General features: G+C 60.4%; 13 protein-coding genes. 11 read left to right on the top strand and 2 right to left on the bottom strand.

The features are described from left to right. The first annotated feature begins 41 nt into the window (after positions 1-41). The 8 genes from CFII64_RS08600 to CFII64_RS08565 are packed head-to-tail and all read left to right on the top strand — an operon-like array spanning position 42 to position 5,755. Positions 42-716: a MotA/TolQ/ExbB proton channel family protein gene (locus CFII64_RS08600; RefSeq protein WP_044901255.1), complete on the top strand. Its 675-nt coding sequence runs from the start codon at positions 42-44 to the stop codon at positions 714-716. After that, positions 713-1,144, top strand: coding sequence for a biopolymer transporter ExbD (locus CFII64_RS08595; protein ID WP_020290396.1), 432 nt, complete (start codon positions 713-715; stop codon positions 1,142-1,144). Before CFII64_RS08600 ends, CFII64_RS08595 begins: the two co-directional genes overlap by 4 nt. After that, positions 1,144-2,139, top strand: coding sequence for a tetraacyldisaccharide 4'-kinase (lpxK, locus tag CFII64_RS08590; protein WP_020290395.1), 996 nt, complete (start codon positions 1,144-1,146; stop codon positions 2,137-2,139). Before CFII64_RS08595 ends, lpxK begins: the two co-directional genes overlap by 1 nt. A gap of 17 nt (positions 2,140-2,156) precedes the next feature. Continuing rightward, the gene (locus CFII64_RS08585; RefSeq protein ID WP_003174668.1) at positions 2,157-2,342 is read left to right on the top strand and encodes a Trm112 family protein; all 186 of its coding nucleotides are present in this window, start codon (positions 2,157-2,159) and stop codon (positions 2,340-2,342) included. After that, the gene (gene kdsB, locus CFII64_RS08580; protein WP_020290394.1) at positions 2,339-3,103 is read left to right on the top strand and encodes a 3-deoxy-manno-octulosonate cytidylyltransferase; all 765 of its coding nucleotides are present in this window, start codon (positions 2,339-2,341) and stop codon (positions 3,101-3,103) included. Before CFII64_RS08585 ends, kdsB begins: the two co-directional genes overlap by 4 nt. Beyond that, positions 3,100-4,119: a UDP-N-acetylmuramate dehydrogenase gene (gene murB, locus CFII64_RS08575; RefSeq protein WP_020290393.1), complete on the top strand. Its 1,020-nt coding sequence runs from the start codon at positions 3,100-3,102 to the stop codon at positions 4,117-4,119. The genes kdsB and murB overlap by 4 nt, the downstream gene beginning before the upstream one ends. Before the next feature lie 56 nt (positions 4,120-4,175). Continuing rightward, entirely contained in the window at positions 4,176-5,165 is a 990-nt protein-coding gene (locus tag CFII64_RS08570; protein WP_020290392.1) for an XdhC family protein, read from the top strand. Then, positions 5,162-5,755, top strand: a complete 594-nt coding sequence (locus CFII64_RS08565) for an NTP transferase domain-containing protein (RefSeq protein ID WP_020290391.1) — start codon at positions 5,162-5,164, stop codon at positions 5,753-5,755. Before CFII64_RS08570 ends, CFII64_RS08565 begins: the two co-directional genes overlap by 4 nt. 83 nt (positions 5,756-5,838) lie before the next feature. On the opposite strand, the gene rne is transcribed toward CFII64_RS08565, so the two are convergent. After that, the gene (gene rne, locus CFII64_RS08560; protein ID WP_020290390.1) at positions 5,839-9,159 is read right to left on the bottom strand and encodes a ribonuclease E; all 3,321 of its coding nucleotides are present in this window, start codon (positions 9,157-9,159) and stop codon (positions 5,839-5,841) included. Positions 9,160-9,881: 722 nt separating this feature from the next. Between rne and rluC the strand changes: the two genes are divergently transcribed. From rluC to CFII64_RS08545, 3 genes are read left to right on the top strand one after another with little or no spacing between them, the layout of a single operon-like run. Further along, positions 9,882-10,838 carry a 23S rRNA pseudouridine(955/2504/2580) synthase RluC gene (rluC, locus tag CFII64_RS08555; protein WP_020290389.1) on the top strand — a complete coding sequence of 319 codons (957 nt, stop codon included), beginning with the start codon at positions 9,882-9,884 and terminating at the stop codon, positions 10,836-10,838. After that, positions 10,828-11,526 carry an HAD-IA family hydrolase gene (locus CFII64_RS08550; protein WP_020290388.1) on the top strand — a complete coding sequence of 233 codons (699 nt, stop codon included), beginning with the start codon at positions 10,828-10,830 and terminating at the stop codon, positions 11,524-11,526. The genes rluC and CFII64_RS08550 overlap by 11 nt, the downstream gene beginning before the upstream one ends. 6 nt (positions 11,527-11,532) lie before the next feature. Then, positions 11,533-12,537 carry a S49 family peptidase gene (locus tag CFII64_RS08545; RefSeq protein WP_020290387.1) on the top strand — a complete coding sequence of 335 codons (1,005 nt, stop codon included), beginning with the start codon at positions 11,533-11,535 and terminating at the stop codon, positions 12,535-12,537. Positions 12,538-12,597: 60 nt separating this feature from the next. On the opposite strand, the gene CFII64_RS08540 is transcribed toward CFII64_RS08545, so the two are convergent. Continuing rightward, positions 12,598-13,176 (bottom strand): nucleoside triphosphate pyrophosphatase, encoded by a 579-nt coding sequence (locus CFII64_RS08540; protein ID WP_020290386.1) that lies wholly within the window; start codon positions 13,174-13,176, stop codon positions 12,598-12,600. Between the last annotated feature and the right edge of the window lie 30 nt (positions 13,177-13,206).

Raw genomic sequence — 13,206 nt, 5'->3', positions numbered from 1 at the left:
CTATGTTAGAGTGGCGCCACTTTTTTCTGGGGGTCGTCACTGTGTGGGAACTGGTCAAATCAGGTGGCTGGATGATGCTGCCGATCATTCTGAGTTCCATCGCCGCGGTCGGCATCATCATCGAGCGTCTCTGGACCTTGCGTGCCAGCCGCATCACGCCGCCGCATTTGCTGGGGCAGGTCTGGCGCTGGATCCAGGACAAGAAACTCGACAGCGAAAAGCTCAAGGAGCTGCGCGCCGATTCGCCGCTGGGTGAAATCCTCGCCGCAGGCCTGGCCAACTCCAGACATGGTCGCGAGATCATGAAGGAATGCATCGAAGAGGCTGCCGCACGGGTCATTCATGATCTGGAGCGTTACTTGAGCGCCCTGGGTTCGATTGCCGCCATGGCGCCGTTGCTGGGTTTGCTGGGTACCGTGCTGGGCATGATCGATATCTTCGGCTCGTTCAATGCCACCGGCAACACGGCCAATGCGGCAGTGCTGGCGGGCGGTATCTCCAAGGCGCTGATCTGTACCGCATCCGGGCTGATCGTGGCTATTCCGGCGATTTTCTTTCATCGTTTCCTGCAAAGCCGGGTCGATGAACTGGTGGTCGGGATGGAACAGGAAGCCATCAAGCTGGTGGAAGTGGTGCAGGGCGACCGTGACGTCGATGTCAATGATCCGGGTATCCAGCTCAAGGCTCAGGCCCGGGGTGAGGGCCGCAAGAAGTGAAATTTCGTCGGCGCAAGGTCAGGGAGAACATCGACATCAACCTCGTGTCGTTGATCGATGTGGTGTTCATCCTGCTGCTGTTTTTTATCGTGACCACGACCTTCACGCGCGAAACCCAGCTGCGGGTTGATCTGCCGCAGGCAGTCACCGGCACACCGGACACCGACGCCGATCGCAAGCATCTGGACATCGCCATCAATGCCGACGGGGTTTTCTCCCTGAATAACCAGTTGCTGCCGAAAAACGATCTGGCCACGCTGATTGACGCCTTGCAGCGTGAGTCGGCCGGCGATACCAGTTTGCCGCTGACGATCAGCGCCGATGGCAAAACCCCTCATCAATCGGTGATCACCGCCATGGACGCTGCTGGCAAACTGGGTTTCAGTCACTTGCGCATGACCACCGTCGAGGCCACATCGGCTAACTGATGGCACTCTCCGACCGCTTGCTTGCCGCCTGGTATGCCGGGCATCCGGCTCTGGCGCTGTTACGCCCGCTGGAATGCCTGTATCGCCGTGTCGTTGAAGGCAAGCGCGCGCGCTTCCTGGCCGGGCAGGGTGAAATCTACAAGGCACCGATTCCGGTCATCGTCGTGGGCAACATTACGGTCGGCGGCACCGGCAAGACGCCGCTGATCCTGTGGATGATCGAGCACTGCCGCAGCCGCGGCCTGCGCGTTGGCGTGGTCAGCCGAGGTTACGGCGCTACGCCGCCGAGCCTGCCCTGGCGCGTGGCGGCCGAACAAAGCGCCGCTCAGGCGGGCGATGAACCTCTTTTGATTGTGCAGCGCACCGGCGTGCCGTTGATGATCGATCCTGATCGCAGCCGTGCCGTGCGGGCCTTGCTGGACAGCGAGCCGCTCGACCTGATTCTGTCTGATGATGGCTTGCAGCATTACCGCCTGGCCCGGGATCTGGAACTGGTGCTGATCGACGCTGCCCGCGGCCTGGGCAATCGCCGCTGTTTGCCTGCCGGTCCGCTGCGTGAACCCGTCGAGCGCCTGAACAGTGTCGATGCGGTGCTCTACAACGGTGCCAGCGCTGATCGTGACGGCGGTTACGCCTTCGGGCTCAAGCCCGCCGCGCTGGTCAATCTGCGCAGCGGCGAGCGTCAGCCGGTGGATTTTTTCCCGCCAGGGCAAGCCGTTCACGCTGTGGCGGGGATCGGTAATCCGCAACGTTTCTTCAGCACCCTCGAAGGGCTACACTGGCGGCCTGTCGCTCACGCGTTCGCCGACCACGCCGCCTACAGCGTGCAGGCGCTGACGTTCACGCCTTCGCTGCCCGTTGTCATGACCGAAAAGGACGCCGTGAAATGCCGGCCCTTCGCGGCGGATGACTGGTGGTATCTGGCCGTGGATGCAGTGCCTTCGGCCGCTTTCGTCACTTGGTTCGACTCGCAGTTATCACGTCTTTTGCCATGATTCGCTCAGGATTTCTTATGGACACCAAATTGCTCGACATCCTCGCTTGCCCGATCTGCAAAGGTCCGCTCAAGCTCAGCGCCGATAAAACCGAACTGATCAGCAAGGGCGCAGGCCTGGCCTATCCGATCCGCGACGGCATTCCGGTGATGCTGGAAAGCGAAGCACGCACCCTGACGACCGACGAGCGTCTGGATAAATGACCGCGGTTTTCACGGTTGTCATCCCGGCCCGCTATGGCTCCAGCCGGTTTCCCGGCAAGCCCCTGAAAGAGATCGCCGGCAAGCCGATGATCCAGCATGTCTGGGAGCAAGCGCGCAAAAGCAGCGCCGCCCGGGTGGTAGTTGCCACCGACGATCCGCGTATCGTTGAAGCCTGTCGCGCCTTTGGCGCGGAGGTGCTGCTGACCCGTGATGACCACAACTCCGGCACTGACCGTCTCGCCGAGGTTGCCACCCAGCTCGGGCTTGCAGCCGACGCCATCGTGGTCAACGTTCAGGGTGACGAGCCGATGATCCCGCCTGCGGTGATCGATCAGGTCGCGGACAACCTGGCCGCGCATCCGGAAGCACTCATGTCGACCCTGGCCGAGCCCATCGACGACGTTGCGGCGCTGTTCAATCCAAATGTGGTCAAGGTGGTTGCCGATATCAACGGCCTGGCGCTGACCTTCAGTCGTGCGCCTTTGCCTTGGGCGCGGGATGCACTGGCCAGGGATCGCGATCAGCTGCCGGCGGGTGTTCCGTTCCGTCGTCACATCGGCATTTACGCCTACCGTGCAGGGTTTCTGCAGGATTTCGTCAGTTGGGGCCCGTGCTGGCTCGAAGATACCGAAAACCTGGAGCAGTTGCGGGCGCTTTGGCATGGCGTGCGCATCCACGTGGCTGACGCTGTTGAAGCGCCGCCTGCCGGCGTGGACACCGCTGAAGACCTCGAACGTGTCCGCCGCCTGCTGGAGGGTTGACGTTGCAGCTGCAATCCGACATTTCTCTCAAGCCGTTCAACACTTTCGGCGTCGATGTGCGGGCGCAATTGTTTGCCCAAGCCCATAACGATGACGATGTGCGCGCGGCGCTGGCCTATTGCGCTGAGCACTCGCTGCCGTTGATGGTTATCGGCGGCGGCAGCAACCTGTTGCTGACCGGCGACGTCAAGGCGTTGGTCTTGCGCATGGCCAGCCGTGGGATTCGCATTGTTCGCGAAGACTGCCTGGAGGCCGTCGTCGAGGCCGAAGCGGGCGAGCCGTGGCACCCGTTTGTGCGGTCTTGCCTGGAACTTGGCCTGTGCGGCCTGGAAAACCTGAGCCTGATTCCCGGTACGGTCGGCGCTGCACCGATGCAGAACATCGGCGCTTACGGTGTCGAGATCAAAGACGTCTTTCATGGCCTGACCGCGCTTGATCGCCAGACCGGCGAGCTGCGCGAATTCTCCCTGGAAGAATGCGCCTTCGGGTATCGCGACAGCCTGTTCAAGCATGAAACCGGACGCTGGTTGATCTTGCGCGTACGTTTCGTTCTCAGCCGTGTCGCGCGCCTGCATCTGGATTACGGCCCGGTGCGGCAGCGTCTGGACGCGCTCGGTATCGAGCAGCCCACCCCGCGTGATGTCAGTCAGGCAATCTGCGCGATCCGCAGTGAAAAGCTTCCTGATCCCGCCGAACTGGGAAACGCAGGCAGCTTCTTCAAGAATCCGCTGATTGGCGCTGAACTGGCGGCGCGCCTCAAAGTCAGTTATCCAGGACTTGTGAGTTATCCACAGGCTGACGGGCAAGTGAAACTTGCCGCTGGCTGGCTGATCGAGCAAGCCGGGTGGAAAGGCTACCGAGAAGGTGATGCCGGTGTGCATCGCTTGCAGTCGCTGGTGCTGGTCAATTATGGTCGGGCAACCGGCGCACAACTGTTGGCTCTGGCGCGGCGTATCCAGGCCGACATCGTCGAGCGCTTCGATGTGACGCTGGAAATGGAACCTAATCTTTACTGACTCCCTTCTACAGATTCATGCCTCTGGGCTGAATGCCTTCAATGAGGATCAACCCGATGGATAGCGTCGACTTGAATGTCCTGCGCAGCGTGCTGGAATGGCGTCGAGCAGGGCAGCGCGTGGTGTTGTATAGCGTGGTTCAGACCTGGGGCAGCGCGCCCAGACCACCCGGCGCGATGCTCGCATTGCGCGAAGACGGTGTGGTCATCGGCTCGGTTTCTGGCGGTTGTATTGAGGATGACCTGATTGCTCGCTTGCAGGACGGCCGCTTGCAGCGTGACGGGCAGGGCATCGAACTGATCACTTATGGTGTCACCCTGGACGAAGCGGCCCGTTTTGGCCTGCCTTGCGGTGGCACTCTGCGCCTGACGCAAGAATGGGTCGGCAATGAACAATGGGTCGCAGAACTCTTGCAGCGCTGCGAAGACCATCAAATCGTCGCCCGTGAGCTGAATCTGCACACCGGCGAAGTCAGCCTGCACAGTGCGCAACGCGACGATGTGGTGAGCTTTGATGGCGAGACCTTGCGCACCATTTACGGCCCGCGCTGGCGTTTGCTGTTGATCGGCGCCGGGCAACTGTCCCGCTATGTGGCGGAAATGGCCCGTTTGCTGGATTTCGACGTCCTGATCTGCGACCCGCGCACTGAGTTCTCCTTCGGCTGGGAAGATCATTCGGCCCGTTTTGTGCCGGGCATGCCTGACGACGCGGTGCTGGCCATCGAGACCGATGAACGCACCGCCGTGGTCGCGTTGACCCATGATCCACGCCTGGATGACATGGCGTTGCTCACAGCGTTGAACTCGCCGGCGTTTTACGTCGGGGCGCTGGGCTCGCGGGTGAACAGTCAGAAGCGTCGGGAAAACCTCGCGCTGCTGGGTTTGAGCGAAACGGCCATCGCCCGCTTGCACGGCCCGATCGGCTTGCATATCGGTAGCCATACCCCGGCTGAGATCGCGCTGTCGTTGATGGCTGAAATCGTCTCCATCAAGAACGGCATAGCCCTGCAACAGAAAAAACCGCTTCTGGCCGAGACCGCCCATTGAGCAACCATGTCTGCGCCATTGTGTTGGCCGCAGGGCAGGGTAGTCGTTATCGGGCGGCGGCCGGTGCTAACCAGCACAAGCTGTTGGCGCCGTGCCTGGGGCTGGACGGAGTTGTGCGCCCGGTGCTGGAACAGGTCCTGATCGGGCTGAATGGTGTGGTGGATAAATGCCTGTTGATAACTCGCCCGGATTGCCCGGAAATCTCCCGGCTTGGCGTGCAATACGGCAGTGAGGTGGTGTTGCTGGATTCACCCGGTATGGGCGACAGCATTGCTGCCGCAGTCGCGACTGCGCCTGACTGTCGTGGCTGGTTGGTGGTTCTGGGTGATATGCCGTTTATCCTGCCGGACACGTTAAGCAAAGTGATTGATGCCCTGCAGGACGACTGCATCAGCGTGCCCGTTCATCAAGGTGAGCGCGGTCATCCGGTTGGCTTTGGGCGAACACTAAGCCCTGCACTGATGACTCTGGCTGGCGATCAAGGCGCCAAGCGGCTGTTCAAAACCTCGCGAGTCCAGCTTGTTGAAGTGGATGATCCTGGCGTGCTGTGGGACGTGGACGTGCCGCAGGCCCTGATTTTCAAGCCATAAATGGTTGCAAAAAAAGGCCATAAAAAAGCCCCGCCTGCTTTCACAGGTGGGGCTTTTTATTCAACGCTGGTTAAGCGAAGCGCTTAGACGAGTGGTTTAGGCTCGTTGTTTTCTTCCAGCGTTTTCGGGTGTTGCTGCACGACTTCTTCAACCGGTTGCAGGTTGTCGTCGACAACCGGTGAAGGTTGAGTCGGCTCGGCTTCGGATACAACCGGGGCTGCTTCAGTCACGACTGGAGCGTTGGCGGCAGCTTCTTCAGCTTCTTTCTGCAGACGTTCAGCTTCACGCTTGCGACGACGCACTTCACGTGGGTCGTTTGGCGCACGGCCAGTGCTGCTTACCGGAGCGGCCGGGGCCTGGGGTTCAGCTTCGGCCTCGACTTCGGTGACAGCCACTGCAGCTTCTGCGGCAGGTGGCGTGGCAACGATTTCCGGCGCTGCGTAAGACGCAGGCGCTTCGGCAACCACAGGTGCAGGCGTTGGCAGTTCAGCCGACTCAGTGACCGCCGGTTCTGTAACCGAGGCCTCGTCACGGGATGGAGCTGCTTCTTCTGCCAGTGGCGCCTGAGCGGTTGGCTCTGGCGTTGGCTTGAACGGTACGACGCGCTCGGCGTGCGGTGCGTCGAACAGCTCGCTCTGGGCGGCCATTGCTGGCGCTTCGACTGGAGCTTCGAACGCAGGCTGTGCTTCTACATCCGGCGCTGGCTCGGCTTTAGGCGCTTGTTCGGCGATTGGAGCTTCGATGGCCGGTGCTTCGAGTGCAAAAGCTGCGGTTTCGGCAACTTCGCTTTTCTCGGCTTCGGCTTCCGGTGCTTCGAACGCTGGCGTCTGGATCGATGGGGTTTGCACCTCGGTCGATTGGGCGAAGGACGAATCCGACGCTTCGACGGCTGCCGTCGCTCGTTCTGCCTGACGATTGGCCTGAGCTTCGGCCGGAGCGCTGATCACAGTGCTGGCGACAGCGGCTGTAACTGCCAGTCCTGCGGCGACATCAGTGCTGCTGGCTTGCTCGGCGTCTTCTTCGGCACCTTCAGCACCTTCGGAACCTTCGATCACATTGCCGTTGGCATCACGTTGACGCTCGCGACGGTTGCTGCGACGACGCTGACCACGTGAGCGACGACGAGGGCGATCGCCTTCGGCGCCGTCCTGATTATCGTCGGCGATCAGCTCTTCGTTGAGCAACACTTCGTCTTCGCTGACCGCCGCTACGGCCTGTTCGGCACGTGGTTGGCGTTCTTCACGAGGCTGGCGCGGCTGGCGTTCTTCACGTGGAGCGCGTTCAGGACGCTCTTCGCGGGCCAGGTTGACTGCCGGGGCAGCATCCAGTGGCTCACGCAGTTCGCGGACCGGACGGTCTTCGCGGGACTTGCGGTCTTCACGGGGAGCACGCGGTGCGCGTTCTTCACGTGGCGCGCGGGCCGGACGCTCTTCGCGTGGGGCTGCGGCAGTGGTGGTCTCGTCACGAACTTCACGCGGCTCGCGGGGTGCACGCTCTTCACGTGGCGCACGCTCTTCGCGAGGAGCGCGTTCTGCGCGCTCTTCACGCGGGGCGCGTTCTTCGCGGGGCTTGCGCTCTTCGTCGCGGCGATTGGTGCGGCCACGGCTCTGTTGACGACCGTTACGGCGTTCCTCGTTGCGAGCTGGACGCTCGGCAGCCGCAGGTTTCTCAACGACGACCGGTGCCGCAGGCTCTTCCTTGGCGGCGAACAGGCTCACCAGGGATTTCACCAGGCCTTTGAACAGGCTTGGTTCATGAACCACCGGAGCAGGCGCGGGAGCAGCAGCTTCAACCGGAACCGGTGCGTTGGCACGTGGCGGCGCGGTCTTGACTGCGGCTTCCTGGCGAACCAGGGTGCGGGTCGCAGCGGCTGGCGGCGCGACTTCTTCCACTTCGGCAGCCGCAGCAGCGATTTCGTAGCTGGACTGATTGGTGTGCGCTTCCGGGCTGTCATCACGCAGACGCTGCACTTCGAAGTGTGGCGTTTCGAGATGATCGTTCGGCAGGATGATGATGCGGGCGCGGGTGCGCAGTTCGATCTTGGTGATCGAGTTGCGTTTTTCGTTGAGCAGGAACGCAGCAACCGGGATCGGCACCTGGGCGCGGACTTCGGCGGTGCGGTCCTTCAGGGCTTCTTCTTCAATCAGGCGCAGAATTGCCAGCGACAGCGATTCAACGTCACGAATGATGCCGGTGCCGTTGCAACGCGGGCAGACGATGCCGCTGCTTTCACCCAGGGAAGGGCGCAGGCGCTGACGGGACATTTCCAGCAGGCCAAAGCGCGAGATGCGGCCAACCTGAACGCGGGCGCGGTCGGCTTCCAGGCTTTCGCGGACTTTTTCTTCCACGGCGCGCTGGTTCTTGGCCGGTGTCATGTCGATGAAGTCGATGACGATCAGGCCGCCGATATCGCGCAGGCGCAATTGACGGGCGATTTCTTCAGCAGCTTCAAGGTTGGTCTGCAGCGCGGTTTCTTCGATATCGCTGCCTTTGGTGGCGCGGGCCGAGTTGATGTCGATGGACACCAGGGCTTCGGTCGGGTCGATAACGATGGAACCGCCGGAAGGCAGTTCAACGACGCGCTGGAAGGCGGTCTCGATCTGGCTTTCGATCTGGAAACGGTTGAACAGCGGAACGCTGTCTTCGTAAAGCTTGATCTTGCTGGCGTACTGAGGCATCACCTGACGGATGAACGTCAGGGCTTCTTCCTGGGCTTCGACGCTGTCGATCAGCACTTCGCCGATGTCCTGACGCAGATAGTCGCGGATGGCGCGGATGATCACGTTGCTTTCCTGATAGATCAGGAAAGGCGCGGAGCGATCCAGGGAGGCTTCCTTGATGGCGGTCCAGAGTTGCAGCAGGTAATCGAGGTCCCACTGCATTTCTTCGCTGCTGCGGCCCAGGCCGGCAGTGCGCACGATCAGACCCATGTCGGCCGGAGCGATCAGGCCGTTGAGTGCTTCACGCAGTTCGTTGCGCTCTTCACCTTCGATGCGACGGGAAATACCGCCGGCACGTGGGTTGTTAGGCATCAGAACCAGATAACGACCGGCGAGGCTGATGAAGGTGGTCAAGGCTGCGCCTTTGTTGCCACGTTCTTCTTTCTCGACCTGAACGATGACTTCCTGGCCTTCGCTCAGGACGTCCTTGATGTTGACGCGGCCTTCAGGAGCCTTTTTGAAGTACTCGCGGGAGATTTCCTTGAGGGGCAGGAAGCCATGGCGCTCAGAGCCGAAATCGACAAAGGCAGCCTCCAGGCTTGGTTCGATGCGAGTGATTCGGCCTTTATAGATGTTGGCTTTCTTCTGCTCGCGCGCACCCGACTCGATGTCCAGGTCATAGAGGCGTTGGCCATCTACCAGTGCAACACGCAACTCTTCGGGTTGAGTTGCGTTAATCAGCATTCTTTTCATGTAGTACCGTCGGTTTCCGGGCTGCCGGAAACGGCGTTCGGCACACACGACTTCTCACGGTCGGTGTCAGGGCACGTCAAGAGTGGTTGGACACTCCAGTGTCTAGCGGGGAACCGGCCAGAGGGGCCGGCGTCGCGACGACGTTTCCTGCTTGCTGGGGTGACATAAAGCCACCCTGTCAGCAAAAGCTTTGTCAGGAGGAGGAATCGACCATCGGTAGCGGACGAGATGAAGCGTCTTGAATAAGCCTAGTGCTACACAGTCCGATGGTTGTGCGTCTCCACCCTACACGTATCCCTGATAATTCGGGTGCTGCCGCGCGCTGAATCCGCAACGGGTTGGCATTTACCGCGACCTTCTTCAGGAGGGCCGCGCATCATGGCTTGAGGCGTTATTTCCGAAGTATTCGCACGAAATGTCTGAAGATGACTGCACTTTGTGAACTGGCCGTGAATTTTTAGCTCTGAAGGCGAGTGATAACTCTGCGATCTGGCATGTTTCAGGCCTCATGTCACCTGCGCTTGTTACATCTACAGCCTGTTCGTTGTCACCGAAAGCCCCGTAGGACGGCCTCGCGTCCTCGTGAATTGCGTTGGGCAGGGCCGGTGGTTAGACCGTTTGTCCGCTGTCCAGGCCGCTTTTGGCGGCGTTCGCGACTATAGCAGCAATCATTAAGTGCTTCAAATCCATAAAAAATTGTTATGATTTGCGGCATGACGAACATCACCCCTCCAACCCCCAGCGTCCAGCTGGTAGAGGTTGCGCCGGAATATGCCGGTCAACGTATCGATAATTTTCTTGTCACTTTCCTCAAAGGCGTGCCTAAGACCTTGATCTACCGCATTTTGCGCAAAGGCGAAGTGCGAGTGAACAAGGGTCGAATCAAGCCCGAGTACAAGTTGCAGGCAGGCGACATCATTCGCGTTCCACCGGTGCGCGTGCCTGAGCGTGACGCGCCCGTGCCCGTGGCCCAAGGCCTGTTGCAGCGCCTTGAGGCGGCCATTGTCTTCGAAGACAAGGCGCTGATCGTGCTGAACAAGCCGGCCGGTATCGCTGTGCATGGCGGCAGCGGCCTGAACTTCGGTGTGATCGAAGCCTTCCGTCAGATGCGCCCGGACGCCAAGGAGCTGGAGCTGGTGCATCGTCTCGACCGTGACACTTCCGGTCTGCTGATGATCGCCAAGAAACGCAGCATGCTGCGTCACCTGCACGAAGCCCTGCGCGGCGATGGCGTCGACAAGCGTTACATGGCGCTGGTTCGCGGGCATTGGGACACCGCACAGAAGCGCGTCAATGCGCCATTGCTCAAGAGCAACCTGCGCTCCGGCGAGCGGATGGTCGAGGTCAATGACGAAGGCAAGGAAGCGCTGACGATCTTCAAGGTGCTGCGGCGCTTCGGTGACTTCGCCACCATGGTCGAGGCCAAGCCGGTGACCGGTCGCACGCACCAGATTCGCGTGCATACCTTGCATGCCGGGCACGCCATCGCTGGCGACACCAAGTACGGCGACGAAGATTTCAGTCGCGAAATTCGTGATCTGGGCGGCAAGCGTCTGTTCCTGCATGCCTATATGTTGACCGTACCGCTGCCCGATGGTGGCGAGTTGAAGCTGCAGGCCCCGGTGGATGACATGTGGGCCAAGACCGTGGAGCGATTGAGTGCGCCCTGATTTCAAGCCGTCAAACTATGAGCTGCTGATTTTCGATTGGGACGGCACCCTGGCCGATTCCATCGGTCGCATTGTCGAGGCAATGCAGGTTGCGGCGACCTTGAGCGACCGTGAGGTGCGTGATGACTTTGCGATCAAGGGCATCATCGGCCTGGGTTTGCCGGAAGCCATTCGCACGCTTTATCCGGACATCAGCGCGAACGATCTGATCGACTTTCGCCAGCGCTATGCCGACAGTTATATGGCTCTGGATAATACGGTCCCTTCGCCGTTATTTGCTGGAGTGCGGGAAGTGATCGAAGGGTTTCGCGCAGAGGGTTATCAGTTGGCGGTGGCCACCGGCAAGGCGCGGCGCGGGCTGGATCGGGTGCTCAAGGCGCACGACTGGCTGGATTTTTTCGACATTACCCGCGCTGCCGACGAGTCCGCCAGCAAGCCGGATCCGCTGATGCTTAACGAAATCCTCGAGCATTGCGGTGTGGCGCCCGAGCGAGCGCTGATGGTGGGTGATGCATCTTTTGATTTGTTGATGGCGCGTAACGCTGGCATGGATTCGGTCGCGGTGGGGTACGGCGCACAGTCGCTGTCCTCGTTGCTTGAATACGAGCCGCGTCTGGCCATCGATAGTTTTCCCGAATTGCGCACCTGGTTGGGTGCGCGCAGTGCTGAATCTTCGTTGTTGGGGTGATTGAGAATGTCGGACGAATGGAAAGCTCCAGTCTCCAGAGATGCAGATGAAGTCGCTGACAGCAAGGCTGACGCCAAGAGCTGGAAGTTGCTGGAAAAAACATTGCTGGCGGGCGTTCAGGAGCAGCGACGCTCGCGGCGCTGGGGGATCTTTTTCAAATCCCTGACGTTTTTATACCTGATGACGGCGTTGTTCCTGTTCACGCCGCTGTTGAGTTTTGACAAAGGCGCGTCGCGCAGCGAGAACCATACTGCGCTGATCGAAGTGCAGGGCATGATTGCCGACAACGAACCGGCGAGTGCCGATAACATTGTTGGCGCCCTGCGTGCGGCCTTTGATGACACGAAGACCAAGGGTGTGATCCTGAGGATTAACAGCCCGGGCGGCAGCCCGGTGCAATCCGGCTATATCGCCGACGAAATACGTCGCCTGCGTGCCCAGAAGCCTGCAATCAAGGTGTACGCCGTCATTACCGATCTGGGCGCTTCCGGCGCTTACTACATCGCCAGTGCCGCTGACCAGATCTATGCCGACAAGGCCAGTCTGGTGGGTTCTATTGGTGTTACGGCGGCGGGTTTCGGTTTTGTCGGCATCATGGACAAACTGGGCGTCGATCGCCGTACCTATACTTCCGGCGAGCACAAGGCCTTTCTTGATCCGTTCCAGCCGCAAAAAGCTGATGAGACGGCGTTCTGGCAAGGCGTGCTCGACACCACGCACAAGCAGTTCATCGCCAGCGTCAAGCTCGGCCGTGGCGACCGTCTCAAGGATAAAGAGCATCCTGAGCTGTTCTCGGGTCTGGTCTGGACCGGTGAGCAGGCTTTGCCGTTGGGTTTGATCGATGGCCTGGGCAGCGCCAGTTACGTCGCCCGTGATGTGATCGGCGAGAAAGAGATGGTGGACTACACCGTCAAAGAGTCGCCGCTGGATCGTTTCTCGAAAAAGCTCGGCGCCAGTGTCGCTCAGCAGATCGCCATGTGGGCGGGGTTTAACGGACCAGCCTTGCGTTGACAAAACTGCTGTATATAAAGAAAGGAGCCCGACCATTGGTCGGGTTTCTTGTTTGTGGTGTCAGGGTGTGGTGATGCCTTCTTCGCCAAGCATGTCCACCAGTCGAATCAGCGGCAGGCCGATCAGGCTGGTGGCGTCGCTGCCTTCCGTCGCGCGAAACAGGCTCACCCCCAACCCTTCGGCCTTGAAGCTGCCAGCGCAGTCGTAGGGCTGCTCTGCGAGCAGGTAGCGTTCGATGCTTGCCGGGTCCAGCACGCGCATATGCACGGTAAACGGCACGTGATCGACCTGACAGTGCCCGGTGGCGCTATTGAACAGCGCCAGGCCGGTAAGAAAGGTGACGCTGCGGCCGCTGGCGGCCGAGAGTTGTGCCTGGGCGCGCTCGAAGGTGTGCGGTTTGCCGAGGATCCTGCCGTCGAGCACCGCGACCTGATCCGAACCGATGATCAGGTGATCCGGATAATCGTTGGCCAGCGCCCTGGCTTTCTCCTCGGCCAGCCTTTGCACCAGCTCGATAGCGCTTTCATCGGCTCGATGGCTCTCGTCGATTTCAGGCGAGCTGCAGACGAATGGCAGGCGCAATCGGGCCAGCAATTCCCGGCGATAAGGTGAGCTGGAAGCAAGCAGCAAGGGCAACATGGGGTTCTCCATCGGGTGAAAAGTGATTCT

This window comes from Pseudomonas sp. CFII64 (assembly GCF_000416235.1).
In the GTDB taxonomy this organism is placed as follows: Bacteria; Pseudomonadota; Gammaproteobacteria; order Pseudomonadales; family Pseudomonadaceae; genus Aquipseudomonas.
The sequence above is the reverse complement of the archived record's forward strand: the minus strand, read 5'-3'. Positions and strand labels throughout refer to the sequence as shown.

Coding starts and splice junctions, on each gene's coding strand:
- lpxK (WP_020290395.1), top strand. CDS start 1,144: ATGGCACTCTCCGACCGCTTGCTTGCCGCCTGGTATGCCGGGCATCCG.
- CFII64_RS08585 (WP_003174668.1), top strand. CDS start 2,157: ATGGACACCAAATTGCTCGACATCCTCGCTTGCCCGATCTGCAAAGGT.
- kdsB (WP_020290394.1), top strand. CDS start 2,339: ATGACCGCGGTTTTCACGGTTGTCATCCCGGCCCGCTATGGCTCCAGC.
- CFII64_RS08570 (WP_020290392.1), top strand. CDS start 4,176: ATGGATAGCGTCGACTTGAATGTCCTGCGCAGCGTGCTGGAATGGCGT.
- rne (WP_020290390.1), bottom strand. CDS start 9,159: ATGCTGATTAACGCAACTCAACCCGAAGAGTTGCGTGTTGCACTGGTA.
- rluC (WP_020290389.1), top strand. CDS start 9,882: ATGACGAACATCACCCCTCCAACCCCCAGCGTCCAGCTGGTAGAGGTT.
- CFII64_RS08545 (WP_020290387.1), top strand. CDS start 11,533: ATGTCGGACGAATGGAAAGCTCCAGTCTCCAGAGATGCAGATGAAGTC.
- CFII64_RS08540 (WP_020290386.1), bottom strand. CDS start 13,176: ATGTTGCCCTTGCTGCTTGCTTCCAGCTCACCTTATCGCCGGGAATTG.